28 protein-coding genes are annotated in these 25573 nt (G+C 67.7%); 22 read left to right on the top strand and 6 right to left on the bottom strand.

The window, feature by feature from the left end; genetic code table 11:
* Positions 1-37 precede the first annotated feature (37 nt).
* Both ABD767_RS01265 and ABD767_RS01260 read right to left on the bottom strand, forming a co-directional pair.
* Positions 38-886 (bottom strand): flagellin N-terminal helical domain-containing protein, encoded by an 849-nt coding sequence (locus tag ABD767_RS01265; protein WP_344867787.1) that lies wholly within the window; start codon positions 884-886, stop codon positions 38-40.
* 410 nt (positions 887-1296) lie between these two features.
* A complete protein-coding gene (locus ABD767_RS01260) occupies positions 1297-2142 on the bottom strand; it encodes a flagellin N-terminal helical domain-containing protein (protein ID WP_344867785.1) in 846 nt (281 codons plus the stop codon).
* 366 nt (positions 2143-2508) lie between these two features.
* Between ABD767_RS01260 and fliS the strand changes: the two genes are divergently transcribed.
* Together fliS and ABD767_RS01250 are read left to right on the top strand one after the other, a co-directional pair.
* Positions 2509-2910, top strand: a complete 402-nt coding sequence (gene fliS / locus ABD767_RS01255; RefSeq protein WP_103046463.1) for a flagellar export chaperone FliS — start codon at positions 2509-2511, stop codon at positions 2908-2910.
* Between the two features lie 50 nt (positions 2911-2960).
* Positions 2961-3284 (top strand): flagellar protein FliT, encoded by a 324-nt coding sequence (locus tag ABD767_RS01250; protein ID WP_103046462.1) that lies wholly within the window; start codon positions 2961-2963, stop codon positions 3282-3284.
* Between the two features lie 197 nt (positions 3285-3481).
* Here ABD767_RS01250 and fliE read toward each other — a convergent pair whose 3' ends face one another.
* Positions 3482-3796: a flagellar hook-basal body complex protein FliE gene (gene fliE / locus ABD767_RS01245; RefSeq protein WP_103046461.1), complete on the bottom strand. Its 315-nt coding sequence runs from the start codon at positions 3794-3796 to the stop codon at positions 3482-3484.
* 202 nt (positions 3797-3998) lie between these two features.
* Between fliE and fliF the strand changes: the two genes are divergently transcribed.
* The 13 genes from fliF (at position 3999) to fliR (ending at position 15167) form a co-directional block, all read left to right on the top strand.
* Entirely contained in the window at positions 3999-5744 is a 1746-nt protein-coding gene (gene fliF / locus ABD767_RS01240; RefSeq protein WP_344867779.1) for a flagellar basal-body MS-ring/collar protein FliF, read from the top strand.
* A gap of 33 nt (positions 5745-5777) precedes the next feature.
* Positions 5778-6773 (top strand): flagellar motor switch protein FliG, encoded by a 996-nt coding sequence (gene fliG, locus ABD767_RS01235; protein WP_103046460.1) that lies wholly within the window; start codon positions 5778-5780, stop codon positions 6771-6773.
* Between the two features lie 12 nt (positions 6774-6785).
* Positions 6786-7547 carry a FliH/SctL family protein gene (locus ABD767_RS01230; protein WP_103046459.1) on the top strand — a complete coding sequence of 254 codons (762 nt, stop codon included), beginning with the start codon at positions 6786-6788 and terminating at the stop codon, positions 7545-7547.
* A complete protein-coding gene (fliI, locus tag ABD767_RS01225) occupies positions 7537-8949 on the top strand; it encodes a flagellar protein export ATPase FliI (RefSeq protein ID WP_103046458.1) in 1413 nt (470 codons plus the stop codon). The genes ABD767_RS01230 and fliI overlap by 11 nt, the downstream gene beginning before the upstream one ends.
* An 11-nt stretch (positions 8950-8960) precedes the next feature.
* Positions 8961-9428 (top strand): flagellar FliJ family protein, encoded by a 468-nt coding sequence (locus ABD767_RS01220; protein ID WP_103046457.1) that lies wholly within the window; start codon positions 8961-8963, stop codon positions 9426-9428.
* Between the two features lie 628 nt (positions 9429-10056).
* Positions 10057-10638 (top strand): flagellar hook-length control protein FliK, encoded by a 582-nt coding sequence (locus ABD767_RS01215; RefSeq protein ID WP_344867775.1) that lies wholly within the window; start codon positions 10057-10059, stop codon positions 10636-10638.
* Positions 10639-10865: 227 nt separating this feature from the next.
* Positions 10866-11441 carry a flagellar basal body-associated FliL family protein gene (locus ABD767_RS01210; RefSeq protein ID WP_103045968.1) on the top strand — a complete coding sequence of 192 codons (576 nt, stop codon included), beginning with the start codon at positions 10866-10868 and terminating at the stop codon, positions 11439-11441.
* Positions 11442-11479: 38 nt separating this feature from the next.
* The gene (gene fliM / locus ABD767_RS01205) at positions 11480-12484 is read left to right on the top strand and encodes a flagellar motor switch protein FliM (RefSeq protein WP_103045955.1); all 1005 of its coding nucleotides are present in this window, start codon (positions 11480-11482) and stop codon (positions 12482-12484) included.
* A 28-nt stretch (positions 12485-12512) separates the two neighbouring features.
* The gene (gene fliN, locus ABD767_RS01200) at positions 12513-12959 is read left to right on the top strand and encodes a flagellar motor switch protein FliN (RefSeq protein ID WP_425549883.1); all 447 of its coding nucleotides are present in this window, start codon (positions 12513-12515) and stop codon (positions 12957-12959) included.
* The gene (locus ABD767_RS01195) at positions 12943-13317 is read left to right on the top strand and encodes a flagellar biosynthetic protein FliO (protein WP_103045956.1); all 375 of its coding nucleotides are present in this window, start codon (positions 12943-12945) and stop codon (positions 13315-13317) included. Before fliN ends, ABD767_RS01195 begins: the two co-directional genes overlap by 17 nt.
* A 16-nt stretch (positions 13318-13333) precedes the next feature.
* Positions 13334-14116: a flagellar type III secretion system pore protein FliP gene (fliP, locus tag ABD767_RS01190; RefSeq protein WP_103045970.1), complete on the top strand. Its 783-nt coding sequence runs from the start codon at positions 13334-13336 to the stop codon at positions 14114-14116.
* Complete coding sequence (gene fliQ, locus ABD767_RS01185) at positions 14113-14382, top strand: flagellar biosynthesis protein FliQ (protein ID WP_103045957.1); 270 nt, start codon at positions 14113-14115, stop codon at positions 14380-14382. The genes fliP and fliQ overlap by 4 nt, the downstream gene beginning before the upstream one ends.
* 20 nt (positions 14383-14402) lie before the next feature.
* On the top strand, positions 14403-15167 hold the full coding sequence (gene fliR, locus ABD767_RS01180) for a flagellar biosynthetic protein FliR (protein ID WP_103045958.1): 765 nt from the start codon (positions 14403-14405) through the stop codon (positions 15165-15167).
* Positions 15168-15178: 11 nt separating this feature from the next.
* Here fliR and ABD767_RS01175 read toward each other — a convergent pair whose 3' ends face one another.
* Together ABD767_RS01175 and ABD767_RS01170 are read right to left on the bottom strand one after the other, a co-directional pair.
* A complete protein-coding gene (locus tag ABD767_RS01175) occupies positions 15179-15817 on the bottom strand; it encodes a response regulator (protein ID WP_103045959.1) in 639 nt (212 codons plus the stop codon).
* Complete coding sequence (locus ABD767_RS01170; protein WP_103045960.1) at positions 15814-16965, bottom strand: hybrid sensor histidine kinase/response regulator; 1152 nt, start codon at positions 16963-16965, stop codon at positions 15814-15816. Before ABD767_RS01170 ends, ABD767_RS01175 begins: the two co-directional genes overlap by 4 nt.
* Positions 16966-17065: 100 nt before the next feature.
* Between ABD767_RS01170 and ABD767_RS01165 the strand changes: the two genes are divergently transcribed.
* From ABD767_RS01165 to ABD767_RS01135, 7 genes are all read left to right on the top strand, one after another.
* Positions 17066-17515, top strand: coding sequence for a hypothetical protein (locus ABD767_RS01165; protein ID WP_103045961.1), 450 nt, complete (start codon positions 17066-17068; stop codon positions 17513-17515).
* 55 nt (positions 17516-17570) lie between these two features.
* Positions 17571-17933: a response regulator gene (locus ABD767_RS01160; RefSeq protein ID WP_103045962.1), complete on the top strand. Its 363-nt coding sequence runs from the start codon at positions 17571-17573 to the stop codon at positions 17931-17933.
* Positions 17934-17974: 41 nt separating this feature from the next.
* Positions 17975-20113, top strand: a complete 2139-nt coding sequence (locus tag ABD767_RS01155) for a chemotaxis protein CheW (RefSeq protein WP_103045963.1) — start codon at positions 17975-17977, stop codon at positions 20111-20113.
* A gap of 25 nt (positions 20114-20138) precedes the next feature.
* The gene (locus ABD767_RS01150; protein ID WP_103045964.1) at positions 20139-20624 is read left to right on the top strand and encodes a chemotaxis protein CheW; all 486 of its coding nucleotides are present in this window, start codon (positions 20139-20141) and stop codon (positions 20622-20624) included.
* 97 nt (positions 20625-20721) lie between these two features.
* On the top strand, positions 20722-21576 hold the full coding sequence (locus ABD767_RS01145) for a CheR family methyltransferase (protein WP_103045971.1): 855 nt from the start codon (positions 20722-20724) through the stop codon (positions 21574-21576).
* Positions 21577-21585: 9 nt separating this feature from the next.
* Positions 21586-22323 (top strand): chemoreceptor glutamine deamidase CheD, encoded by a 738-nt coding sequence (gene cheD, locus ABD767_RS01140; protein ID WP_103045965.1) that lies wholly within the window; start codon positions 21586-21588, stop codon positions 22321-22323.
* Between the two features lie 28 nt (positions 22324-22351).
* Entirely contained in the window at positions 22352-23458 is a 1107-nt protein-coding gene (locus tag ABD767_RS01135) for a chemotaxis-specific protein-glutamate methyltransferase CheB (RefSeq protein ID WP_103045966.1), read from the top strand.
* On the opposite strand, the gene ABD767_RS01130 is transcribed toward ABD767_RS01135, so the two are convergent.
* The gene (locus tag ABD767_RS01130) at positions 23459-25348 is read right to left on the bottom strand and encodes an ATP-binding cassette domain-containing protein (protein WP_103045967.1); all 1890 of its coding nucleotides are present in this window, start codon (positions 25346-25348) and stop codon (positions 23459-23461) included.
* Between the last annotated feature and the right edge of the window lie 225 nt (positions 25349-25573).

The raw sequence follows: 25573 nt of genomic DNA, 5'->3' as shown, positions 1-25573 counted from the left end.
ATCCTCGGCTTTTGTCATGGCGTGGGCGCTGGCGCGATCAGCGCAGCAGGCTCAGCACGCCCTGGGGCAGCTGGTTGGCCTGGGCAATCATGGCCGTGCCGGCTTGCTGCAGAATTTGCGCGCGGCTCAGGTTGGCGGTCTCGGCGGCAAAGTCGGCATCCATGATGCGCCCGCGGGCGGCAGACTGGTTCTCCACCGCCGTGCGCAGGTAGGAGACGGTGTTCTCAAAGCGGTTTTGCACGGCGCCCAGGTTGGCGCGGGTGTCGTTGACCACGGTCAGTGCTTTGTCCAGTGCGCCAATGATGGCGACGTTGCCGGACGCCGCCGTCGTGTTCAGGCTTGCGCTGGCGCCACCGCTGGCAACAGCCGTCAAGTCGGCAGTATTCACACTCACGCTCGAAGCGGCCACCGTGATTTGGTTTTCGGTGCCCGTATTGGCGCCTATCTGGAAGGTAAAGCCTGCCGTTGTTTTCAGAATCGACTCGCCATTGAACTGGGTGGCGTCGATCATGCGTGTGACTTCCTTGCCCAGCTCCTGGAATTCCTTGTTGAGCTTGGAGATGTCGCTGCTCTGGTTGGTGGAGTTGGACGCTTGCACCGCCAGCTCGCGCATGCGCTGCAGCATGTCGTTGATGCCCGACAGGCCGCCTTCGGCGATCTGCGCCATCGAGATGCCGTCGCCGGCGTTGCGGATGGCGACGTTCATGCCGCGCACCTGGGTGTTCATGCGGTCGGCAATGGCCAGGCCGGCGGCGTCGTCCTTGGCGCTGTTGACGCGCAGACCCGAGGACAGGCGCTGCATGGTGGTCGACAGGCTGCCGGAAGTCAGTGCGGTGTTGCGCTGGGCGTTGAGCGAAGCGGTATTGGTATTGATGGTCATGGCCATGGTGAAACTCCTTTGGGAGAAAAAGAGAGGGACTCCAAGCCAGTGACCTCTCATTGCCTCTGGCGGCAGGTCTGTGATCAGACCCGTTGAGCTTGTTATCGAACGCTGCGCAAAAAACTTGAGGGCGCGTGGTATCGGCAATGTCAACCGAGTGTCACCGGACAGCGGGCGAGGCGTTGCGTGGACTTGAACGGGGTTTGCCCGGCTTATTGCGTCATCGGCCCGGGCTGCGTCGCTTGCCCTGTTTTGTTGCGCATGAATGGCGCGCGGTTCATGCGGGCAGGGCCGAACCGTGGAAAAAAGCCAATAAATGCAGTAATGGGTGCAGTCACGGATGCAGTGACGAATGCAATGAAACAAGCCGAGGGACTCAATCCTCGGCTTGTGTCATGGGGCGGGCGTCAGCGTGCTCAGCGCAGCAGGCTCAGCACGCCCTGGGGCAGCTGGTTGGCCTGGGCAATCATGGCCGTGCCGGCCTGCTGCAGAATTTGCGCGCGGCTCAGGTTGGCGGTTTCGGCGGCAAAGTCGGCGTCCATGATGCGCCCGCGTGCGGCGGACTGGTTCTCTACCGCGGTGCGCAGGTAGGAGACGGTGTTCTCGAAGCGGTTTTGCACAGCGCCCAGGTTGGCGCGGGTGTCGTTGACCACGGTCAGCGCTTTGTCCAGCGCATCGATTTGCGCCGTGTTGCTGGCTGCGGCGGCGGTCGACAGCGCTGAGTTGGCGCCAGTGGTGACGAGTGCCAAATTACCTGTAGCGACGTTGACGGTTGCCGAATCGACCTTGATTTGGTTCTCTGTACCCGTATTGGCACCGATCTGAAAGGTAAAGCCAGCCGTTGTTTTCAGAATTGACTCGCCGTTGAACTGGGTGGCGTCGATCATGCGCGTGACTTCCTTGCCCAACTCCTGGTACTCCTTGTCGAGCTTGGAGATGTCGCTGCTCTGGTTGGTGGAGTTGGACGCTTGCACCGCCAGCTCGCGCATGCGCTGCAGCATGTCGTTGATGCCCGACAGGCCGCCTTCGGCGATCTGCGCCATCGAGATGCCGTCGCCGGCGTTGCGGATGGCGACGTTCATGCCGCGCACCTGGGTGTTCATGCGGTCGGCAATGGCCAGGCCGGCGGCGTCGTCCTTGGCGCTGTTGACGCGCAGACCCGAGGACAGGCGCTGCATGGTGGTCGACAGGCTGCCGGAAGTCAGTGCGGTGTTGCGCTGGGCGTTGAGCGAAGCGGTATTGGTGTTGATGGTCATGGCCATGGTGAAACTCCTTTGGGAGAAAAAGAGAGGGACTCCAAGCCAGTGACCTCTCATTGCCTCTGGCGGCAGGTCTGTGATCAGACCCGTTGAGCTTGTTATCGAACGCTGCGCAAAAAACTTGAGGGCGCGTGGTATCGGCAATGTCAACCGAGTGTCATCGTGCAGGCAGAGAGGGTTGCGGCGACTTGCGGGTGATTTGCCGCACTTATCGCGCCACTGGTGCATGCGTGGTGGTGCCATCATGAAAGACATGCTTTATTCATCTGTGGCTGCCGCAGGCGTTCTGTTTTTATCGAATCACCAGGCCTTTATTTGTCTGGCTGCTGGCCGATAACAGCGGGGAGAGACACGATGAAAGGATTGCATATGTACACCCCCCCAAGCGCTCGGGCGTCGGCGGCTGCTTATCGGCAGGTGGGCGTCGACTCGCAGGTGCTCAGCGCATCGCCCCACGGTTTGATTGGCCTGCTGTTCAATGAGCTGCTCGTCTGCCTGCAGGGGGCGGCCACGGCCATCGAGCGGCGTGACGTGGCGACCAAGGTGCGCCTGATGGCCAAGGCGTCGCGCCTGATCGATGAAGGGCTGATGTCCAGCCTGGACGTCCAGGCGGGCGGCGAGGTGGCGGCCAATTTGCAGCAGCTGTACGCCTACTGCCTGCTGCGCTTGGCGCAGGCCAATGCGGCCAACGACGCGGCCCAGGTTAGGGACGTGCAGGCGCTGCTTGAGCCAGTGATCGATGGCTGGCGCCAGATTGGTGGGCGTGCCTGAGGTTTGGGCGTGTCGTTGGTGTGTTGAACAATGTTTTTTTGAGCTGAACCATGCAGATCCAGATAAATACCCACAATCCCGACCGCTTGATCGACTTCTACAAAGCCATTGAAACCAGCAGCGCCAAGATGCTCGAAGCCGCACGCCTGAGCGACTGGGACGGCGTGGCGCGCTACGAGGGCACTTGCGCCGTGCTGATCGAGCAACTGCGCCACCAGGCCCGCAACGAGCAGCTGGCGCCCGAGCAGCGCAAGGAGAAGGCGCGCATCATGCAGCGCATCCTGCGCAACGACGCGCAGATCCGCGTGCTGGCCGAGCCGTGGATCGCGCAGTTCGAGCATTTGTTCGACGGGCAGCCGCAGGTGATGCACTGACAAACAAGCCGCGGCGTGGTGGGCGCCAGCGGCATAAAAAAGCTCAGGGGGAATGCCGGCACCGAAAGGTGACCGGCTTTTTTGATGCTGCCGCGGCGCCTGTCCCGTTCCCACGGGATGCTCAACGCTGAATGCCGCTCAATGTGGGAGCGGCGCCCTCGCCGCGATTGCCGCGGTGAAAGCCTGCGCGCAGATGCTCACACCTGCATGTTCATGATGTCGGTATAGGCCTGCACCATGCGGTTGCGCACGTTCAGCGTGGCCTGAAAGCCGATTTGCGCCTTTTGCATCGCAACCATGGTCTCCTCGATGCTGACGCTGGGGTTGTCCAGCTGCACTTCGCGCTGCAGTGCGCTGGCCTGGTTTTGCGCGCCGCTCACCTCCTGCAGCGCGTTCTTGAAGGCGGTGCCAAAGCCCACGCCCGGGGTGTTGTCGCGGTCGGCGGTGATGCGGCGCGCCACCTGCGTGCCGGTCAGCGGCGTCGTGAGGGAGCTGTTGATGCGCATGTCCATGGCGGTCTCGTCGGTGGCGGGTGGGGGCGTTGCGGGGCGGTGGGGGGAAGGTGGCGCAATCGTAGGCGCGCGGGCGGTGGCGCAGCGCGGTGAATAAATGGCCAAAGCCGCGGCTTATCGGGGCACCGGCGGCGCGGCACGCCTTCAATAATCGCTGCACCGCCGCCTTGTTGCCTGGCGTTTGCCGACCATGGAAGAACCGATGTCCACCGCCGTTGCCGAAGTCACTGTTGCCCCGCCCGCCGCTGCCGCTGCGCCGACGCTGCAGCAGCGCCTTGCCGCCATGGACCGCGCGACGCGCCTGCGCTGGGGGGCGATGCTGGCGCTGGTGGTGGCCGGTGTTGCCGCGGCGTTCTTCTTCACGCGCCAGCCCGACTACCGCGTGCTGTTTGCCGGGCTGGGCGACAAGGACGGCGGCGCCATCGTCGCGCAGCTGGCGCAGATGGGCGTGCCCTACAAGTACACCGAGGGCGGCGGCGCGATTCTGGTGCCGGCCGCGCGCGTGCACGACGTGCGCCTGCGCCTGGCCACGCAGGGCCTGCCCAAGGGGTCGGTGGCGGGGTTCGAGCTGACCGAGAACCCCAAGTTCGGCGTGACGCAGTTCCAGGAGCGGCTGAACTTCCAGCGCGGGCTGGAGGGTGAGCTGACGCGCTCGATCATGGAGCTGGCGTCGGTGCAGAGCGCGCGCGTGCACCTGGCGCTGCCCAACCAGAACGGGTTTTTCCGCGAGCAGCAAAAGCCCTCGGCGTCGGTGCTGCTCAGCCTGTATCCGGGCCGCATGCTCGATGGCGCGCAGCTGGCGGGCATCGTGCACCTGGTGGCGTCCAGCGTGCCCGAGATGGTGCCGTCGGCGGTCAGCGTGCTCGACGACACGGGCAAGCTGCTGTCGCAATCGCCGAATGGCGGCAGTGGCGACGGCGAGGTCGATCTCAAGCAGCGCGCCTATGTCGAGCACCTGGAGCAGGAGTATGCGCGGCGCATTCTCGCGCTGCTCGAACCGGTGGTGGGCAAGAACAACGTCAAGGCGCAGGTCAGCGCCGAGGTGGACTTCAGCCAGAGCGAGCAGACGCAGGAGCAGCACCGCCCCAACCTGGCGCCCGACGCGAGCGCGGTGCGCAGCCAGCAAATCGTCGAGACCGGCGCGCAGGCCGGCAGCCAGCCGCCGGCGGGCGTGCCCGGCGCGGTGAGCAACCAGCCGCCGCAGCTGTCCAGCGCACCGATCAACGGCGCCAATCCGCCACCGGGCGCGGTCAATGGCCAACAGGTGCAGGGCGCGGGCGGGCGCGCCGGCGGGCGCGAGATGGTGACCAATTACGAGGTGGACAAGACCACGCGCGTGACGCGCGGCGGCAGCCCGGCGGTCAAGCGCATGACGGCGGCGGTGCTGGTCAACTACCTGCCCGGTGTGGCCGAGGAGGGCAAGCCCGCCGCGCCGCAGGCGCTGTCGGCTGCGCAGATCGAGCAGATGACCGCGCTGGTGCGCGAGACGATCGGCTTCAACGCCGAGCGCGGCGACTCGGTCAACCTGATGAACACGCCCTTCCTGGTCGAGCACGTGCCCACGCCGGTCGAGGAGCTGCCGCTGTGGAAGCAGCCCGAGGTGCTGGAAATGTCGCGCACGCTGGGCTGGCCGGTGGGGGTGTCGCTGGCGGTGGCGCTGCTGCTGCTGGGCCTGGCGCGGCCCGCGCTCAAGGCGCGCAACCTGCGCAGGGCCGAGCGCGTGGCGCAGGCCGAGGCGGCAGCGGCCGCCGGCCTGCCGCTGCCCGGCGCCACGCTCAGCGCCATCGAGTCCGAAGACCTGCAGCGCCCGGGCCTGCCCGCGCCGCAGCAGGCGCAGGACCTGCAGCCCACGACCGAGCAGATGCGCCTGGAGGACGCGCGCAAGCTGGCGCGCGAGAACCCGCTGGCCGTGGCCAACATCCTGAAAACCTGGGTCAACGGCGAATGAGCCCGGCCCCCAACCACCGCGTACGAGCCTGCCATGGATGAACAAGGCCTGAAAGACGCCGCCATCTTTCTCATGTCGCTGGGCGAGCAGGAGGCCGCCGAGGTCTTCAAGCACTTCTCGCCCAAGGAGGTGCAAAAGCTGGGCGAGACGATTGCGCGCATGCGCACCGTCTCCAAGGGGGAGGTCGACGAGATCGTGCAGCGCTTCACCGACGTGGCCGCGGCGCAAAGCCTGCTGGTGTCCGACACCAGCAACTACGTGCGCTCGGTGCTCAAGCTGGCGCTGGGCGACGACAAGGCGGCGCTGCTCATCGACCGCATCCTGCAGGGCGGCGACGTCTCGGGCATCGAGAGCCTGAAATGGATGGACCCGCTGTCGGTGGCCGAGCTGCTGCGCAACGAGCACCCGCAAATCGTCGCGGCCATCCTGGTGCACCTGGATGCGGACCAGGCCTCGGGCATTCTGTCGCACCTCACCGACCGCCAGCGCAGCGAGATCTTGCTGCGCATCGCCACGCTGGAGGGCATACAGCCGACGGCGCTCAAGGACTTGAACGAGGTGCTGTTCAAGGTGCTGGCCGGCGGCGACAAGATCCGCAAGAGCTCGCTGGGCGGCGTCAAGTCGGCGGCCGAGATCATCAACCTGCTGGGCGGCGGCATGGATGCGGTGGTGCTGGACAACATCCGCAACTTCGACGTCGACCTGGCGCAGAAGATCATGGACAAGATGTTCGTATTCGACGACGTGATGAAGCTCGACGACCGCTCCATCCAGACCGTGTTGCGCGAGGTGGCCAGCGAGACGCTGGTCATTGCGCTCAAGGCCGCGCAGCCCGAGCTGCGCGAGAAATTCCTGGGCAACATGTCCACCCGAGCGGCCGATGCGCTGCGCGAAGACCTGGAGTCGCGCGGGCCGATCCGCCTGTCCGAGGTCGAGGCGCAGCAAAAGGAAATCTTGAAGACCGTGCGCCGCCTGGCCGACGAGGGCCAGATTGCGCTGTCGGGAGGCGGAGACGATGCGTTCGTTTGATAGCGACCGGCCATGAGCAACTCCTCCACGCGCTACTACACCCGCTTCATTCCGAGCGAGGAGATCGCCGAGGTCACGCGCTGGGAATTCGGCGCGGTGGGCACCGGCGGCGACGCCGGCCTGGGCGGCCCCGTCATCACGCCGCCCGAGCCGCAGCCCATGCCCGAGCCCGAACCCGTCGCCGAGGCCGCCCCCCCCGCGATCAGCGACGCGCAGCTGCAGCAGCTGCTGGCGCAGGCGCGCGCGCAGGGCCACGCCGACGGCCTGGCCGAGGGCATCGCCCAGGCCGAGCAGCAGTGGCGCCAGCGCCTGGACGATCACGTGGCCGGCCAGGGGCGCGAGAGCGCGCAACAGCTGGCGCAGCTGGTGCAGCAGCTCGAAGAAAGCTTTGCCGGCCTGCAACAGCGCATGGCGGGCGACCTGCTCGACCTGGCGCTGGACATTGCCCGCCAGGTGGTGCGCCAGCAGGTGCAGGGCAACCCCCAGGCCGTGCTGCCCGTGGTGCGCGAGGCGCTGGACATGCTGGTGGGCGAGTCGCGCCCGGCCGCGGTGCGCCTGAACCCGCAGGACTGGGAGGTGCTGGAGCCCGCGCTGCGCGCGCAGTTCGGCGGCAGCCGCATCCAGTGGCTGGCCGACGCCGAGGTGGCGCCCGGCGACTGCCACGTCGAGTCGGCCGGCATGCGCATCGATGGCACGCTGGCCCAGCGCTGGCGCCGCGCGATTGCCGCGCTGGGCCTGAGCTCGGTCTGGAAGGAGGCGGGCAATGGCCATTGAAGACGCCGCCGCCTGGAGCACGCTGGTGGCGCAGGCGCGCCAGCGCGTGGCGCGCGACCTGCCGCTGCCGGCGCACGGCACGCTGTCGCGCCTGACCGGGCTGGTGCTGCAGGCGCAGGGCCTGCGCGCGCCGGTGGGTGCCCAGTGCCAGGTGCGCATGGCGGGCGAGGAGCCGGTGCTGGCCGAGGTGGTCGGCTTTGCCGGCGACCAGGCCTACCTGATGCCCGCGGGCGACATCCAGGGCCTGTCCAGCGGCGCCAGCGTCACCCAGGCCGAGGCCTATGTGCCGCCGCTGCGCCTGGGCGAGCCGCAGGACGTGGATGCGGACGAGGGCGCCGCTGCCGGCGTGCTGCGCCTGCCGATTGGCGACGGCCTGCTCGGGCGCGTGGTCGACGCGCAGGGCCAGCCGCTGGACCACGCCGGCGCGCTGCAGGGCGTCGCCGCGCGGCCTTTGAGCCGCGAGCCGATCAACGCCATGGAGCGCGAGCCGGTGCGCCAGGCCATGGACACCGGCGTGCGCGCCATCAATGCGCTGCTCACCGTCGGGCGCGGCCAGCGGCTGGGGCTGTTCGCCGGCTCGGGCGTGGGCAAGTCGGTGCTGCTCGGCATGATGGCGCGCTACACCCAGGCGGACGTCATCGTCGTCGGCCTGATCGGCGAGCGCGGGCGCGAGGTCAAGGAGTTCGTCGAGGACATCCTGGGTGCGCAGGACCGCGGGCGCGCCGTCGTCGTCGCGGCGCCGGCCGACGCGCCGCCGCTCTTGCGCATGCAGGGCGCCAACTACGCCACCGCGGTGGCCGAATACTTTCGCGACCAGGGCCGGCACGTGCTGTTGCTGATGGATTCGCTCACCCGCTACGCGATGGCGCAGCGCGAGATTGCGCTGGCCATTGGCGAGCCGCCGGCCACCAAGGGCTATCCGCCCAGCTGCTTTGCCAAGCTGCCGGCGCTGGTCGAGAGGAGCGGCAACGGCCTGAACGGCGTCGGCTCGATCACCGCCTTCTATACCGTGCTGTCCGAGGGCGACGACCAGCAGGATCCGATCGCCGACAACGCGCGCGCCATCCTGGACGGCCACATCGTGCTGTCGCGCGCGCTGGCCGAGGGCGGGCATTACCCGGCCATCGACATCGAGCAGTCGGCCTCGCGCGTGATGTTCAACGTCGTCTCGCCCGAGCATTTCGACCTGGCGCGGCGTTTTCGCGCGCTGTACTCGCGTTACCAGAAAAGCCGCGACCTGATCCAGGTCGGCGCCTATATGAGCGGCTCCGACCCGCAGCTCGACGAAGCCATTGCGCTGCAGCCCGGCCTGCAGGCATTCTTGCAGCAGGGCATGCGCGAGGCCGCACCGCTGGCCGGCTGCGTCTCCCAGATGGCCAGCGTGCTGCAGGCGCCGCAGTAGGGGCTTGAGCCATGGCATCGCTGCACGCCTTCGAAGTCGCGGTCGACCTGGCCGGGCGCCAGCGCGACGGCGCGCGCCAGCAGCTGCATGGCCAGCAGGGCCTGCTGCAGGCGGCGCAGGCGCAGTTCGAGCAGCTGCAGGGCTATGCGCAAGAGACCGAGCGGCGCTGGGGCCTGCACGAGAACGCCCGCGTGCAGCCCGAGGTGATGCGCCACCACTACGCCTTCATGGCGCGGCTGGAGCACGCCATGGGCCTGCAGGCCAAGGTGGTGCAGAACCAGGAGCTGCGCGTGATGCAGGCGCAGGCAGCGCTGCGCGCCGCCGAGCTGCGCCTGGCCAGCCTGCGCAAGGTGCTGGAGCAGCGGCGCAAGGATGGGGAACGCGCGCAGCAACGGCGCGAGCAGAAGGAAACCGACGAGCGCGCCAGCGCGCTCTTTGCGCGGCGGGACAACGACCCGCTGCACCTGATGGAGGATTGACCATGGCCGACACCGCCCGCATCAGCAGCCCCGCACCGCGCGAGGCACAGCCCCCGCGCAGCGAGCGCAGCCAGGGCACGCGCAGCGCCCAGGCGCGCGACGACCAGGCGGGCGCCGCCGCGCCGCAGGGCGGCTTTGCCCAATTGCTGGCCGCGCTGGGCGCCGGCGCGGACGACGGCGTTGGCATGGCCTGGCAGGCAGGCAGCGAGGACGCCGTTGTGGGTGGCGCATCGCCTTTTGCGCCGCAGTTGCCGGCCGATGCCTCGGGGCCGGACGCCGGCCTGGCCGCCACGCTGGCGGCGCTGGCAGGCTGGGGGCGGCACGCCGAAGGCTCGCTGCAGGCGCAGACCGCGCAGATCGACGGCGCTGCCGATGTGGCCGACGGCCCGGGCAACAGCGCTGCGGCCCGGCGCCCGGCGGGCGGGCGCGGCACGGCCGCCGGCTGCCCGCCCCGGCGCAGGGCGCGACGGTCCAGGCCACCAATGCCGCCGATGCCGGCAACGCAGCCACCGCAGCCGCACCGGCGGGTGGCGCAGCCGGCCTGGGCGCGGGCGCGCGCTCCCAGGAGCACGCAGCCCTACCGGCCGCCGATGCGGCCGAGGCACCGCCCCCGCTGGCCACGGCCGATATGGCCAATGCCGCCGGCCTGCCCGCGGCGCGCCCGGCCGGCCAGGGCGGCATGGGTGCGGCGGGCGAGGCCGGCGCCGCGCCCGTGGTGGCCGGTGCGCAAACGCACGAAGGCACCGAGGCCAGCGCCGAGCCCACGCCGGCTGGCGCGCCCGACGAGGCCTTTGCCGACCAACTGGCCGACCAACTGGCGCAGCAGGCGACCTTCTGGGTGCACCAGAAGCTGCAGAACGCCGAGCTGACGCTGGGGCGCGACGCGCAGGCGCTGCAAATCAAGGTGACGCTGGACGGCGACGCCGCGCATGTGCGCTTTCTGAGCGACGACGCCGGCGCGCGCGACGCCCTGCAGGCCAGCGCCGCCGAGCTGCGCGCCTTGCTGCAGGGCCAGGGGCTGGAGCTGGCAGGCCTGTCGGTGGGCGCGCAGGCGCAGCAGGGCCGGGGTGATGCGCAGGGCGGGCGCGGCGCGGACGGCGCGCCGCAGCGCCAGACGCTGCGCGTGGCGCCGGCCGGCGTTGACGATGCCGGTGTGCCGCCGACACGGCGTGCGGTGACGGGCGAGCGGCGCGTCGACCTGTTCGTCTGATCGGAGGATCGCGGCGAGGCTGTGGGAGCGGCGCCCTCGCCGCGATGAATCCACTTTCAGCGCTGGGCGGCCGGAGTGCCGGAATGCGCGGGTTTTGCCGTTTTATTCTTGCGATTGCCGACCGCCGGCGCGGCCAATAATGGCCCAACAGCGCAAACGTCCGGATGGTTTCCGGGCGTGTGGCCCACCGGTTGCCGCGCATCTCTGTCCCACTGGAAAGCACCAACGTGTCAGATCCCAAACCCGCGCCTGCCAAGAACAAGAAGCTCTTCATCGTCCTGGTGGTCTTTGCCGTGCTGCTGGTGGCGGTGCTGGGCGCGGCCTGGTTCTTCCTGGCGCAGCGCAACGCCTACGGCGACGAGGACGCGCCCCAGCGCCCGGCGGCCGCGGCGGCGGCCAAGCAGCCGCCCACTTACTTGCCGATGGACAACATGGTGGTCAACCTGGCCGACCCGGGCGGCGACCGCTTTGCGCAGATCGGCATCACGCTGGAGCTGGCCGACGCCAAGACGGCCGAGCAGGTCAAGAATTTCATGCCCACGATCCGCTCCGGCGTGCTGATGCTGGTGTCGCAGCGCACCGCCGACGAACTGCTCACGCGCGAGGGCAAGGAGGCGCTGGCGCTGGAGGTGCGCCGCGCGGTCTCGCAGCCGCTGGGTTACCGCGTTTCAAAGCCACGCAAGGCCAAGGCGCGCCAGGACGAGGACGACTTCGACGATGACGATGACTTCGACGCGCCGCGCGCGCGCCGCGACAGCAATCCGGTGATTGCCGTGCTGTTCTCCAGTTTCATCATCCAGTGAGCGCGCCGTGACGGATCAGCAGCCAGGAGACTTGCACCATGAGTGAAGCCTTTTTGTCGCAGGAAGAGGTCGACGCCCTGCTGGAGGGCGTGACCGGCGAGAGCCAGAAGCGCGTGCAGGAGGAGATCGAAGCGGGCTCGGTGCGCGACTACGACATCTCCAGCCAGGAGCGCATCGTGCGTGGGCGCATGCCGACGATGGAGATCGTCAACGAGCGCTTTGCCCGCAACTTCCGCGTCGGCCTGTTCAACTTCATCCGCCGCAGCCCCGAGATTTCGGTGGGCGCGGTATCGGTGCAGCGCTACAGCGCGTTTCTGCGCGAGCTGGTGGTGCCGACCAATTTCAACATCGTCGCGATCCGCCCGCTGCGCGGCAGCGGCCTGATCGTGTGCGAGCCCTCGCTGGTGTTCGGCATCATCGACACGCTGTACGGCGGCGTGGGCAAGTTCCAGACGCGCATCGAGGGGCGCGACTTCTCGGCCACCGAGCAGCGCGTGATCAAGCGCCTGATCGACGTGATCACCGAGGAATACAAGAAGGCCTGGCAGGGCATTTATCCGCTGGAGCTGTCCTACCAGCGCTCGGAGATGCAGCCGCAGTTCGCCAACATCGCCACGCCCAGCGAGATCGTGGTTTCCACGGCGTTTCAGCTGGAGATCGGCGACCTGGCCGGCGCCATCCACATCTGCATGCCGTACGCGACGCTGGAGCCGATCCGCGACGTGCTGTATTCGGCCATGCAGGGCGACGCGATCGAGGTCGACCGCCGCTGGGTCAAGGTGCTGACGCGCGAGATCCAGGCCGCCGAGGTGACGCTGGTGGCGGAGCTGGCGCGCGCGGACGCCACCGTCGAGCAGCTGCTGGCGATGCGCCCGGGCGACTTCATCGAGCTGGAGCGCCCGCAGCGCGTGCGCGCGGCGATCGGCGGCGTGCCGGTCTTCGAGTGCCAGTACGGCACCCACAATTCCAAATACGCCTTGCGCGTTGAACAGTGCCTGCGCAAGAACGACGCGGGCTGGTTGGGAGAAAACCATGGCCAATGAAACCGACGAGCAAATGCCCGAGGACGCGATGGCGGATGCAGGGCAGGAGGGCGCCAGCGCCGCGGCGGACGACCCGTTTGCCGACTGGGCCGAGGCGCTGGAGGAGCAGAAAAGCGCCGACGGCGCGGGCGACGCCTTCGAGGCCGAGCAGGGCGGGCCGCTGTCGGGCGCGCACGTGCCGCCGTCGTCGGCCGCGCACGACCCGGGCGTGCATGACATCAACATGGTGCTGGACATTCCGGTGCAGCTGTCGGTGGAGCTGGGGCGCACCAAGGTGCCGATCAAATACATCCTGCAGCTGGCGCAGGGCTCGATCGTCGAGCTCGACGCGCTGGCCGGCGAGCCGATGGACGTGCTGGTCAACGGCTACCTGATCGCTCAGGGCGAGGTGGTCGTGGTCAACGACAAGTTCGGCATCCGCCTGACCGACGTGGTCACCCCTTCGGAGCGCCTGCGCCGTGTCAGCCGAGGGTAATGCCGTGTGGGGCCAGACGCTGGCGCTGGTGGCGCTGTTCATTGCCGCGCTGGCGGCGCTGCCCTGGCTGATCCGCCGGCTGCAGCAGCGTGGCCTGGTGCGCCAGGGCGGGGCTGCGGCGGCTGACCTGCGCGTGCTCTCGGGCGTGGCCGTCGGCGCGCAGCAACGCGTGGTCACCGTCGAGGTGGGCGTTGCGGGCCAGCGCACCGTGCTGGTGCTGGGCGTGACCGCGCAGCAGGTCAGCTGCCTGCATGTGCTGTCTGCGCCGTCGTTTGCCGACGCGATGAGCGGGCAGCAGCAGCCGCCGCAGATGCAGCAGGCGGCGCAGGCGCAGGGCGTCTCGGCGTCCTTGGTGTGAGCCGGTCATGACCGTCATGACGAGAAATTTCTGGCGGCGCTGCGCGCTGGCCGGCGCGGGCGCCGCGCTGGCGCTGCTGGCCGCGCCCGCGGCGCTGGCGCAGTCGCAGGCAGCGGCCGCAGCGGGGGCGTCGCTGCCGCTGGTGATTGGCGCGGGGCCGCAGGGCACCAGCTATTCGGTGCCCATCCAGACGTTGCTGTTCTTCACCGCGTTGTCGTTCCTGCCGGCGGTGCTGCTTTTGATGACCAGCTTCACGCGCATCGTCATCGTGCTGTCGCTGATCCGCCAGGCGCTGGGCACGCAGTCGGCGCCGCCCAACCAGGTGATCATCGGCCTGTCGCTGTTTCTCACGCTGTTCGTCATGGGGCCGACGCTGGACAAGGTTTATCAGGATGCCTACCAGCCCTATAGCGCCAACACGATCACTTTCGAGCAGGCGCTGGACCGGGCCGAGGTGCCGATGCGCGGCTTCATGCTCAAGCAGACGCGCCAGAGCGACTTCATGCTGTTTGCCCGCCTGGCGCGGCTGCCCGCCGAGCAGACCGCCGAGACCGCGCCGCTGCGCGTGCTGGTGCCGGCCTTCGTCACCAGCGAGCTCAAGAGCGCGTTCCAGATTGGCTTCATGGTCTTCATTCCGTTCCTGGTCATCGACATGGTGGTCGCCTCCATCCTGATGTCGCTGGGGATGATGATGCTGTCTCCGGTGCTGGTGGCGCTGCCGTTCAAGCTGATGCTGTTCGTGCTGGCCGACGGCTGGAACCTGTTGATCGGCTCGCTGGCGGCGAGTTTCTCCCTATGACGGCCCAGTTCGTTCTGACGCAGGGGCGCGACGCGCTGGCGCTGCTGTTGATGGTGGCGCTGCCCATCCTCGGCACGGTGCTGGTCGTGGGCCTGGCGGTGAGCATCTTCCAGGCCGTGACGCAGATCCACGAGGCGACGCTGGCCTTCGTGCCCAAGCTGGTCGCCGCCGTCGTGGTGTTCGCGATTGCCGGGCCGTGGATCGTCACGACGCTGGTCGACTACCTGCGCCGCACGCTCGAAGCCATTCCGGCGGTGGTCAGCTGAGAAACGGGGAAGCGCGGCACATGCTCACCTTCACCGAAGCGCAGCTGATGGCCTGGGTCTCGCCGGTGCTGTGGCCGTTTCTGCGCGTGCTGGCCATGTTCAGCGCGGCGCCGGTGTTCTCCACCCGCGCCATTCCGCTGCGCACGCGGGTCGGGCTGGCGTTTCTGGTGGCCCTGAGCGCCCAGGCGGCGCTGCCCGAGCAGCCGGTCATTGGCATGAACAGCCGCGAGGCCTATGGCGTGGTGGTGCAGCAGGTGGGCGTGGGCCTGGCGATCGGCTTTGCGGTGCGCCTGGTGTTCGTCGCCATCGAGATGGCGGGCGAGACCGTCGGCCTGCAGATGGGCCTGAACTTCGCATCGTTCTTCGACCCGATGAGCAATTCGCAGAAAAGCACGGTGGCGCGCTTCTTCGGCAACCTGGCGATGCTGCTGTTCGTCGTGATCAACGGCCATCTGATGGTGCTGCTGGCCGTGATCGAGAGCTTCAGGCGCTTTCCGCTGGACGGGCATTTCATCGACGCCGTCATGCACATGCGCCTGCACGAGCTGGGCGGCGCGCTGTTCGCCAGCGCGCTGTGGATTGCGTTGCCGATGATTGCGCTGCTCTTGTTCGTCAACCTGACGCTGGGTTTCATCTCGCGCGTGGCGCCGCAGATGAACATCTTTGCCGTGGGCTTTCCGGTGACGATCAGCGTCGGCCTGCTGGGCATTGCCGCCACGCTGCCGCTGCTCGAACAACCGCTGATGGCGCTGCTGGAGCGCGCCATCGACATTTTTCAGGGGTGATGGCGATGCGCTTACACCAGCTGGTTGCGTATGGCGTACACCGTCAGCTCGGCGTTGTTCGACAGCTTGAGCTTCTCCAGCACGCGGGCGCGGTACACGCTCACGGTCTTGGGGCTGAGCATCAGCTCCTCGGCAATGTCGGACAGGCGCCTGCCCGAGGCGATCTTCACCAGCGTCTGCAGCTCGCGTTCGGACAGCTGCTCGTGCGGCAGCTCGGCCACTGGCTGCGCCAGGCTGTCGGCCAGCAGCTGCGCGACCTCGGGCGTCAGGTATTTGCGCCCCTGCATCAGCGTGTGCACCGCGTCGATCAGCAGCAGCGGGTCGCCCGCCTTGTTGGCGTAGCCCTGCGCGCCGGCGCGGATGCAGCGCAGCGCGTACTGGTCTTCGGGGTACATCGAGACGATCAGCACCTTGATGGCCGGGTGTGTCTCCTTGAGGCTGGCCAGCACCTCCAGGCCGCTGCGCCCGGGCAGGTTCAGGTCCAGCAGCAGCACGTCGCAGGCGGCGGTGCGCAGCACCTCGCGCAGCTCGGGGTAGCTGCCGGCCTCGCCGGTCACCTCGACGTCGGGTGCGTCGCTGAGCGTGTCGCGGATGCCGCGGCGCAGCACCGCGTGGTCGTCGCACAGCACGACGCGAATGGTCTCGCTCATGGCGCGGCCTCCAGTTCTTCGATTGATCCCGCGCCCAGCGGCCCGGCGGTGAGCGGCAGCGACACGATGATGCTCGTGCCCCGGCCCGGCTGGCTGCTCACGTCCAGCCAGCCGCCGGCGCGGCGTGCGCGCTCGGCCAGGCCCAGCAGGCCGAAGGAGCGGGGCTTTTTCAGCGTCCCGGGGGCGATGCCGCGGCCGTCGTCGCTCACCTCCAGCGTCAGCACGCCCTCGTGGTCGGACAGCTCGATGCGCACCTGGCGGGCCTGCGCATGCTTGTGAACATTGGTCAGCGCCTCTTGCGCGGTGCGGTAGGCCACCAGCTGCAGCGCCGGTGCCAGTGGCTGCGACAGCGCGGCGCAGTGCAGCTGCACCGCCATGCCGGTGCGCCGCTCGAACGACTGCGCCAGCCACTGCACCGCGGCGGCCAGCCCCTGGTCGAGCACCGGCGGGCGCAGGTTGAGCATGATGCGCTGGCTGGCATCGATGGCGTGCTGCAGCATCTCGTTGGCCGTGCCGGCGTGGCTGTCCAGCCCGCTGCCTGCGGGTGCGTGGCGCGCAATCCAGGCCAGGTCGAAGCGCACCGCGGCCAGCGCGCCGCCGATGTCGTCGTGCACCTCGCGCGCCATCGCCGCACGCTCTTCCTCGATGCTGGTCTGCAGGTGCTCGGCCAGTTCGGCCAGGCGCTGCTCGGACGCGGCCAGCTCGGCCGCCGCCAGCTCGCGCGCGCGCCGCGCCTCGTGCACCTCGATGGCGCGTTCGAGCACGTGCGGCAGGCGCGCCATGTCGTCCTTGAGCAGGTAGTCGGCAAAACCCAGGCGCATCGCGTCCACTGCGGCGGCCTCGCCAATGGCGCCCGACAGCAACACCATCGGCGGATGCTGCGCGCGCTCTTGCACCAGTGTCCAGGCGTCCAGCGCGGTGAAGCCGGGCAGGCGGTAGTCGGCCAGCACCACGTCGCAGGGCTCGCTGTCCAGCCCCTGCTGCAGCTGGGCCAGGCTGTCGACCTGGCGCAATACAAAAGCGCGCCCCCAGCGGCGCAGGGTCAACGCAACGAGCCGGTGGTCGGCGGGCGAATCCTCCAGGTGCAGGATTCGCACAGGGGGCGTCATGGGGTTTCCATCATGAGAAACAATAGGAATTGGTATCATAGGATACATATTGGAACAAATAGGCCGATTGGACTGCGCAGTCGCCCAGGCCGCCTATCTTGGCCGATCTCGTATTGACAGTGGCAAGGACGGAGAAACCATGGAGCCAGAGCACGACACGCCGCATGCGCCGCCTACGGTGGCGCTGCCCGTCATGGTCGCTGCCGAGCTGCAGGATGCGCTGCTGACGGCCATGCACGACCTGCACCGGCTGCAAGGGCTGCTCAACCATGCCACGGACAACCTGATCGCACGCTTTGGCGAGGCCGACGGCGCGCTGCCCGACGCCCTGGTCGACGCCGATCCGGCGCTGGCCATGCTGCGCTTGGCGCTGCGCGATGCGGTGACCGAGTTGCAGTTTCACGACATGGCAACCCAGCTGGTGACGCACACCGGCAAGGTGCTGCAGGCTTGTGCGATGCAGCTGGGTGAGCAGGTGCTGGGCCTGGACGAGGGCGAGCAGGGCGCCGACCTGGACGACCTGGCGCCCAATCGGCCCAACCCGGTAACGCAAAGCGAGATGCAGGCCGGCTCGATCGAGCTGTTCTGACGCGGTGACGATGAGCGCACCACCTTGGCAGATTTGAAGAAATTGGAGCTTTTACATGCAGTCCATTCTTGCAGTCGATGACTCTCCGTCCATGCGGAAGATGGTCACGTTCACGCTGTCGAGCGCCGGCTACCACGTGGTGGAGGCGGTCGATGGCCAGGATGCCTACGAGAAGGCGCAGACGCACGACATCAACCTGGTGCTGGCCGACCAGAACATGCCGCGCCTGGACGGCATCGGCCTGACGCGCAAGCTGCGCGAGCACCCGCGCTACAAAAGCACGCCCATCCTGATTCTGACGACCGAGTCCAGCGACCAGATGAAGCAGGCCGGGCGCAGCGCCGGAGCCACCGGCTGGCTGGTCAAGCCCTTCGATCCGGTGCGGCTGATCGAGGTCATCCAGAAAGTCATTCGCTGAACGCAGCGACAACACACTATTTATCAAAGGGAAGCCAGACCATGGCGATGACCGATCAAGAGAGTGCGGCAGCGGACTTCGACCTGAGCCAGTTCTACGGCATCTTCTTCGAGGAAGCGGCCGAGAACCTGGATCAGATGGAGCAGACCCTGCTCAGCCTGGACGTGCAGGCGCCCAGCGACGAGGATCTCAACGCGATTTTTCGCTGCGCGCACTCGATCAAAGGCGGCTCGGCCACCTTTGGCTTTGCCGACGTGGCCGAGCTGACGCACAAGATGGAGTCGCTGCTCGACCGCCTGCGCCGCCATGAGCTGCAGATGCTCCCCGAGATGGTTGACGTGCTGCTGGAGTCGGCCGACGCCTCGCGCAGCCTGCTGGCGCGCCACCAGGCCGGCGGAGAGGGCGAGGCCCTGCCCACGGCCGATCTGGTGCAGCGCATTGCGGTGCTGGCCGCCGGCCCGCTGGCGGACGCGATGGCCGCGGGCCAGCCCATGATGGCCGAGCCGCAGGCCGAGCCGGCACCCGCCGCAACGCCGCAGCCGCAGCCGCAGCCGCAGCCCGCGCCCCAGGCCGCAGCGCCGGCGCAGCCCGGCGGCGAGCGCGCGCTGGAAATCCACGTCGGCCCGCTGGCCCAGCCCGAGGTGGCCGACGCGATCAAGGAGCTGTTTCGCGATATTCCCGGCCTGGGGACGATTGACGACTTGCCCGACGCGTGCGCCGGCATGCGCCGCTTTGCGGTGAGCACGACGTCGTCGGACGCGGATCTGCTCGACCTGTTCGTCTTCCACGTCGCCAAGGAGCAGGTGGCCATTCATGCAGCGGGCGCCGGGCCCGCGGCGGATGTGGTGCAGCCGCTGCCGGTGCCAACCTCGCCACCCGCAGCGCCAGCACCCGAGGGCGCCGAGCCCTACGGCTTCTTCCAGGGCGCGCCCGGCGCGCCTCAGGAATCAGCTGGCGCTCCGGCACCGGTCGCAGCGGCAACGCGTGCGCCCGCACGGGGGGCGGCAGCCGCGTCGATGGAGTCGACCACGCTGCGCGTGTCGGTCAGCAAGGTCGACCAGCTGATCAACCTGGTCGGCGAGCTCGTCATCACCCAGGCCATGCTGGCGCAGAACAGCCGCGACCTGGATCCCGGCCTCTACCAACAACTGCTCGCCGGCCTGGCCGACCTGGATCGCAACACGCGCGACCTGCAGGAGTCGGTCATGTCGATCCGCATGATTCCGATGTCCACCGTGTTCAGCCGCTTCCCGCGCATGCTGCGCGACCTGGCGGGCAAGCTGGGCAAGAAGGTCGACTTCGTCACCTACGGCGAGGCGACCGAGCTGGACAAGAGCCTGGTCGAGAAGATCACCGACCCGCTCACCCACCTGGTGCGCAACAGCTGCGACCACGGCATCGAGTCGCCCGCCGAGCGCCTGGCCGCGGGCAAGAGCGAGCACGGCACGCTCACCCTGTCGGCCTCGCACCAGGGCGGCTCCATCGTCATCGAGGTGCGCGACGACGGCAAGGGCCTGTCGCGCGAGAAGATACTGAAGAAGGCGCGTGAGCGCGGACTGGAGGTGTCCGACGCCATGCCGGACAGCGAGGTCTGGAATCTGATCCTGGCGCCGGGCTTCTCCACGGCCGAGGTGGTCACCGACGTGTCGGGCCGCGGCGTGGGCATGGACGTGGTCAAGAAGAACATCGCCGCGCTCAACGGCTCGGTCGAGATCGATTCGGTCGAGGGCGTGGGCATGCGCGTGTCGGTGCGCCTGCCGCTGACGCTGGCCATCATGGACGGCATGTCGGTGTCGGTGGGCGACGAGGTCTACATCCTGCCGCTGTCCTCGGTGGTCGAGTCCTTCCAGGTCAACCCCGGCGACATCAACACCGTGGCGCAGGGCGCTCAGCTGGTGAAGGTGCGCGAGGAGTACATGCCAGTGGCTGCGCTGGAGAAAATCTTCCAGGTGCCGCGCCCGGACGCGCGGATCGACAGCACCATCATGGTCGTCGTCGAGGCCGAGGGCAGCCGCGTGGCGCTGCTGGTCGACGAGTTGCTGGGCCAGCACCAGGTGGTCGTCAAGAACCTGGAGTCGAACTACCGCAAGGTGCCCAACGTATCGGGCGCCACCATTCTGGGAGACGGCACCGTGGCGCTGATCCTGGACATCGGCGCACTGGTGCGCCGCACGCGTTGAACAACCCGCCACAAGGAGTGAGAGCATGAGTGCAGTGATTGACAGGGAAGCCGTGGCGGCCGGTGCGCGCGAGTACCTGACCTTCCGCCTGGGCGAGGAGGAATACGGCATCGATATCCTGAAGGTGCAGGAGATTCGCGGCTACGAGCCGCCCACGCGCATCGCGCACGCCCCGGCCTTCATCAAGGGCGTGACGAATTTGCGCGGCACCATCGTGCCCATCGTCGACATGCGGCTGCGCTTTGCCTGCGCCAAGGCCGAGTACGACAGCTTCACCGTGGTCATCATCCTGAACCTCAAGAGCCGCGTCGTCGGCATCGTGGTCGACTCGGTCAGCGACGTGCTGGAGCTATCCAGCGAGCAGGAGCGCAGCGCGCCCGACATCGAGAGCGCGATCGACCCGCATTGCATCCGCGGGCTGGGCTCGGTGGGCGAGCGCATGCTGATCCTGCTGGACATCGAAAAACTCATGTCGGGCGCCGACATGGGGCTGGCGGCGACCGATCTGTGACGCAGTGCCCACCCCTGTTGCCGCCGGCATGCGCCGCCGCGCCGCTGAACGGGAGGCCGGCGTGAGCGCCGCAGTCCGCCGTCCGGTGCGCCAGGCCATGGCGCGCGCCAGCGAAGAGCAGGGCAGTGCCGCAGCCGTGCAGGAGCGCGAGTTCGCCTGGTCAGGCGCCGACTTCTCGCGCGTGCAAAAGCTGATCTACCAGCGCGCGGGCATCAGCCTGCACGACGGCAAGCACGCTATGGTCTACAGCCGCCTGTCGCGCCGCCTGCGCGAGACCGGCTACACCAGCTTTCAGGACTATCTGGGCTGGCTGGAGGGCAGCGACGGGCCGGAGTGGCAGGAATTCATCAACGCGCTGACGACCAACCTGACCGCATTCTTTCGCGAGCATCACCACTTCGAGGTGTTTGCCGACCTGCTGCGCACGCGCCCGGCGGGGCCGTGGAGCGTGTGGTGCAACGCCGCGTCGACGGGCGAGGAGCCGTACTCCATCGTGATGACGGCGCTTGAATCACTGAACACCAGCGCCGCGTTCAAGCTGGCGGCCAGCGACATCGACTCGCGCGTGCTGGAGACCGCCGCGCGCGGCATCTACCGTGGCGACAACCTCAAGGGCCTGGGGCAGGATCGGCTCAAGCGTTTTTTTCTGCGAGGCAAGGGTGCCAACGCGGGGCTGGCGCGCGTGCGCCCCGAGCTGCGCAAGCCGATCGACTTTCTGCAAGTCAACCTGATCCGCGACGATTGGCCGTTTCGCGAGCCGTTTGACGTGGTGTTTTGCCGCAACGTGATGATTTACTTTGACGCGCCCACGCAGCGGCGCGTGCTCGAGCGCATTCACAAGGTGCTCAAGCCCGGCGGAATGCTGTTCGTCGGCCATGCCGAGAACTTCACCGACTCGCGCGACCTGTTCGTGCTGCGGGGCAAGACCGTGTACGAGCGCGTAGGAAGCTGAGGCAGAACGATGAGCACCGCATTCATCCCACCGAACGCGGCGCCGGCCGCAGGCCACGCGGCGGAGCGTCGGCGCGCGCCCCGCATTGCGCCCGTGAGCTGGGAGAGTGCGCAGCAGCTGCCGCCGGTGCGCGACATGACGCTGCAGGAGCTCAAGACCCAGCCGCGCCACCCGGGCGAGGCGTCGTTCTTTTTCTTTGACCACCACTTCCAGCACAACGCGGTCAAGATTTTGCCGGGCGAGTATTTCGTCGCCAACCAGAACATGGTGATCATGACGGTGCTCGGCTCGTGCATTGCCGCTTGCCTGTGGGACAGCCGCATGCGCGTGGGCGGCATGAACCACTTCATGCTGCCCGAGGGCGACAGCAGCGACACATCGGGGCGTTATGGCTCGTATGCGATGGAGCTGCTCATCAACGAAATGATGAAGTTGGGTGCGCGCCGCGAGACGTTGCAGGCCAAAATATTCGGTGGCGGCGCCGTCATGGCCAACTTCACGACGATGAACGTGGGCGAGCGCAACACGCGCTTCGTCCAGGACTACCTGGCGACCGAGCGCATTCCCATCATTGCCGAGGATGTGCTCGACATTCACCCACGCAAGGTCGTCTACTTTCCGGTGACGGGCAAGGCCATGGTCAAGCGCCTGGCCCACGCCCATCCGGAGACGATGGCGCAGGAGGCGCGTGGCAACGCGGCGACGGTGGCGCGCGCCACCAGCGGCGGGTCGGTCGATTTGTTCTGATGCACCTAGACAGAGGGAAACAAGCGATATGAAGGGCAAGATCCGGGTCATCGTGGTTGACGATTCGGCGCTGGTGCGCAGCCTGCTGGCCGAGATCATCAACCGCCAGGGCGACATGGAGTGCATCGGCACGGCCAACGATCCGTTGATCGCACGCGAGATGATCCGCGAGATGAATCCCGACGTGATCACGCTGGACGTGGAGATGCCGCGCATGGACGGCATCGACTTCCTCGGGCGCCTGATGCGTCTGCGGCCGATGCCGGTGGTGATGATCTCCACGCTGACCGAGCGCGGCGCCGAGGTGACGATGCGCGCGCTCGAACTCGGTGCGGTCGACTTCGTCGCCAAGCCCCGCGTCGGGCTGGCCAATGGCCTCAACGAGCTGGCGAGCCAGATCGTCGAGAAGATCCGCGTGGCAGCCAGCGCTCATGTGCGCCGCGTGCCGGTGCGCAGTGCCGCCGGCATCACGCACCCGGGCGCCGAGTCGCCCACGGCGCTGGCGCCCGCGCCCGTCGGGCTGATCGGGCGGTTGTCGACCGAGAAAATCATCTGCATCGGCGCGTCGACCGGCGGCACCGAGGCGATCCGCGAGGTTCTCACGCATTTGCCGGCCGATGCACCCGCTATCGTCATCACGCAGCACATGCCGCCCGGGTTCACCACCAGCTTTGCCGCGCGGCTGAACAGCCTGTGCCAGATCACGGTCAAGGAGGCTGTCAATGGCGAGCGCATCCTGCCGGGCCACGCCTACATCGCGCCCGGCGGCAAACAGTTCGCCATCGCGCGCAGCGGTGCCAACTATGTCGCGGTGGTGAACGACGACCCGCCGGTCAACCGTCACAAGCCCTCGGTCGAGGTACTGTTCAAGTCAGCTGCCGCGGTGATCGGGCGCAACGCCTACGGCGTCATGCTGACCGGCATGGGCGCCGACGGCGCGGCCGCGATGCTTGAGATGCGCAACGCTGGCAGCTACAACTACGTGCAGGACGAGGCCAGCTGCATCGTCTTCGGCATGCCACGCGAAGCCATCGCCCACGGCGCGGCCGACGAGGTGCTGCCGCTGGTTCAGATCGCGCCGGCTTTGCTGGGCCGGTTGCGCGCGGCTGGCGGTGAGGTGCGCCACCGCATCTGATCAGACGCTGCCGAGCTCTTCCCAGCGCTCCAGCGCGACCATCAGCGCTGCTTCGATCTCGGAGTCGCGTGCATGCAGCTGCAGCGCCCGGGCGTTGTCGCGTGCGTAGATCTGCGGGTCGGCCAGCTCCTCGCGCAGCTGCGCCTGCTCGCCCTCCAGCGCCTCGATCTGCGCGGGCAGTTGATCCAGTTCGCGCTGCTCCTTGTAGCTGAGCTTGCGCCGTGGCGCGCTGGCGGGCCTGTCCTCCCTGGGCTGCGCCGCGGTTTTGGCAGGCGGCGCTTTGGCTGTGGCCTGCTCTGCCTGCAGGGCCTGGCTGCGCTGCGACTGGGTGAGCCAGTCCTGCACGCTGCCTTCGTATTCGCGCCACAGGCCGTCGCCCTCGAAGGCAATGGTGCTGGTGACCACGTTGTCAAGAAAGGCGCGGTCGTGGCTGACCAGGAACACCGTGCCGTCGTACTGCTGCAGCAGGTCTTCGAGCAACTCCAGCGTGTCGATGTCCAGGTCGTTGGTCGGCTCGTCGAGCACCAGCACATTGGCCGGCCGGGCGAACAGGCGGGCCAGCAGCAGGCGGTTGCGTTCGCCACCCGACAGCGAGCGCACCGGCGAATGCGCCCGCGCCGGCGAGAAGAGGAAGTCCTGCAGATAGCTCTTGACGTGCTTCTTGCTGTTGCCGATTTCGATCCACTCGCTGCCCGGGCTGATGAAGTCCTCAAGCGTCGCATCCAGGTCGATCTGCGCGCGCATCTGGTCGAAATAGGCAATCTGCAGATTGCTGCCCAGGCGCACCTGGCCGCTGTCAGGCTGCAACTCGCCCAGGATCAGTTTGAGCAGCGTCGTCTTGCCCGCGCCGTTGGGGCCGATCAGCCCCACTTTGTCGCCGCGCAAAATCGTGGCGCTGAAGTCGCGCACGATGCAGCGCTCGCCAAAGAATTTGCTGACCTGCGTGAGCTCGGCAACGATCTTGCCCTGGTAGCTGCCCGACTTGCCCGAGGCAATCTCCATCTGCACGCTGCCCAGCGCCGCGCGCCGTGTCTCGCGGTCGGCCCGCAGCTGCTTGAGGCGCTCGATGCGGCTGACGCTGCGCGTGCGCCGGGCCTCAACACCCTTGCGGATCCAGACTTCTTCCTGTGCCAGCAGCTTGTCCGCCTTGGCGTTGATGACCGCCTCCTGCTGCAGCTGCTCGTCCTTGAGTTGCTGGTATTGCGAGAAATTGCCCGGGTAGGAGCGCAACTGCCCGCGGTCGAGCTCGATGATGCGCGTGGCGACGCGATCCAGAAAGACCCGGTCGTGCGTGATCGTCACCACGGAGCCTTTGAACGACAGCAACAACTCTTCCAGCCATTGGATCGAATCCAGATCCAGGTGGTTGGTCGGCTCGTCGAGCAGCAGCACGTCCGGCTTGGCCACCAGAGCCTGCGCCAGGGCCACGCGCTTCTTCGTGCCGCCCGACAGGCTGCCCACCAGCGCCTCGCCATCCAGGTGCAGCCGTTGCAAGGTCTCCTGCACGCGCTGCTCCCAGTTCCAGGCATCCAGCGCCTCGATGCGCGACTGCAGGGCATCCAGATCCAGCCCTGGTGCGCCTGACAAATACTGCTCGCGCAGAGTCGCCGCTTCGGTCAGTCCTTGCGACGCCGCCTGGAACACGGTGTGCGAGGCATCCAGGTCGGGCTCCTGCGCGACAAAGGCGATGCGCACGCCCGCTTGCAACTGCAGCGCACCATCGTCGGCATGGATCAGCCCGCCCAGAATCTTCAGCAGAGACGATTTGCCGGCGCCGTTGCGCCCAATCAGGCCGACGCGTTCATTGCTCTCCAGGGAAAAGTCGGCGTGGTCGAGCAGGGCAACATGACCAAAGGCCAGCTGCGCATTGAGTAGAGTGATCAAGGCCATGACTCAAATTATCGTGGCCTGCTGGTTGCACCCTGCAAGGCCGCAGATTTCTGCAACTTCTTCAGAATCAGTAAAAACCCTGTGTTATGATTCACCCTCTTCGCTGCTTGTGGCGCTTCTCTTTTGGGTAGCTGTTGCGGGTGGTTGAAGAGGAGGGCGAATAAAAAGTTCTTCGGTGGTTGCAAGAGGTGTAAAAGCTGATGTACACTACAAGGCTTCGCTGAT

The organism is Comamonas faecalis, from assembly GCF_039538025.1.
In the GTDB taxonomy this organism is placed as follows: domain Bacteria; phylum Pseudomonadota; class Gammaproteobacteria; order Burkholderiales; family Burkholderiaceae_C; genus Comamonas_C; species Comamonas_C faecalis.
This window is presented reverse-complemented; position numbering and strand designations above follow the sequence as displayed.

Coding starts and splice junctions, on each gene's coding strand:
- ABD767_RS01265 (WP_344867787.1), bottom strand. CDS start 886: ATGGCCATGACCATCAATACCAATACCGCTTCGCTCAACGCCCAGCGC.
- ABD767_RS01260 (WP_344867785.1), bottom strand. CDS start 2,142: ATGGCCATGACCATCAACACCAATACCGCTTCGCTCAACGCCCAGCGC.
- fliS (WP_103046463.1), top strand. CDS start 2,509: ATGTACACCCCCCCAAGCGCTCGGGCGTCGGCGGCTGCTTATCGGCAG.
- ABD767_RS01250 (WP_103046462.1), top strand. CDS start 2,961: ATGCAGATCCAGATAAATACCCACAATCCCGACCGCTTGATCGACTTC.
- fliE (WP_103046461.1), bottom strand. CDS start 3,796: ATGGACATGCGCATCAACAGCTCCCTCACGACGCCGCTGACCGGCACG.
- fliF (WP_344867779.1), top strand. CDS start 3,999: ATGTCCACCGCCGTTGCCGAAGTCACTGTTGCCCCGCCCGCCGCTGCC.
- fliG (WP_103046460.1), top strand. CDS start 5,778: ATGGATGAACAAGGCCTGAAAGACGCCGCCATCTTTCTCATGTCGCTG.
- ABD767_RS01230 (WP_103046459.1), top strand. CDS start 6,786: ATGAGCAACTCCTCCACGCGCTACTACACCCGCTTCATTCCGAGCGAG.
- fliI (WP_103046458.1), top strand. CDS start 7,537: ATGGCCATTGAAGACGCCGCCGCCTGGAGCACGCTGGTGGCGCAGGCG.
- ABD767_RS01220 (WP_103046457.1), top strand. CDS start 8,961: ATGGCATCGCTGCACGCCTTCGAAGTCGCGGTCGACCTGGCCGGGCGC.
- ABD767_RS01215 (WP_344867775.1), top strand. CDS start 10,057: ATGGCCAATGCCGCCGGCCTGCCCGCGGCGCGCCCGGCCGGCCAGGGC.
- fliM (WP_103045955.1), top strand. CDS start 11,480: ATGAGTGAAGCCTTTTTGTCGCAGGAAGAGGTCGACGCCCTGCTGGAG.
- fliN (WP_425549883.1), top strand. CDS start 12,513: ATGGCGGATGCAGGGCAGGAGGGCGCCAGCGCCGCGGCGGACGACCCG.
- fliP (WP_103045970.1), top strand. CDS start 13,334: ATGACGAGAAATTTCTGGCGGCGCTGCGCGCTGGCCGGCGCGGGCGCC.
- fliQ (WP_103045957.1), top strand. CDS start 14,113: ATGACGGCCCAGTTCGTTCTGACGCAGGGGCGCGACGCGCTGGCGCTG.
- fliR (WP_103045958.1), top strand. CDS start 14,403: ATGCTCACCTTCACCGAAGCGCAGCTGATGGCCTGGGTCTCGCCGGTG.
- ABD767_RS01175 (WP_103045959.1), bottom strand. CDS start 15,817: ATGAGCGAGACCATTCGCGTCGTGCTGTGCGACGACCACGCGGTGCTG.
- ABD767_RS01170 (WP_103045960.1), bottom strand. CDS start 16,965: ATGATACCAATTCCTATTGTTTCTCATGATGGAAACCCCATGACGCCC.
- ABD767_RS01165 (WP_103045961.1), top strand. CDS start 17,066: ATGGAGCCAGAGCACGACACGCCGCATGCGCCGCCTACGGTGGCGCTG.
- ABD767_RS01160 (WP_103045962.1), top strand. CDS start 17,571: ATGCAGTCCATTCTTGCAGTCGATGACTCTCCGTCCATGCGGAAGATG.
- ABD767_RS01155 (WP_103045963.1), top strand. CDS start 17,975: ATGGCGATGACCGATCAAGAGAGTGCGGCAGCGGACTTCGACCTGAGC.
- ABD767_RS01150 (WP_103045964.1), top strand. CDS start 20,139: ATGAGTGCAGTGATTGACAGGGAAGCCGTGGCGGCCGGTGCGCGCGAG.
- ABD767_RS01145 (WP_103045971.1), top strand. CDS start 20,722: ATGGCGCGCGCCAGCGAAGAGCAGGGCAGTGCCGCAGCCGTGCAGGAG.
- cheD (WP_103045965.1), top strand. CDS start 21,586: ATGAGCACCGCATTCATCCCACCGAACGCGGCGCCGGCCGCAGGCCAC.
- ABD767_RS01135 (WP_103045966.1), top strand. CDS start 22,352: ATGAAGGGCAAGATCCGGGTCATCGTGGTTGACGATTCGGCGCTGGTG.
- ABD767_RS01130 (WP_103045967.1), bottom strand. CDS start 25,348: ATGGCCTTGATCACTCTACTCAATGCGCAGCTGGCCTTTGGTCATGTT.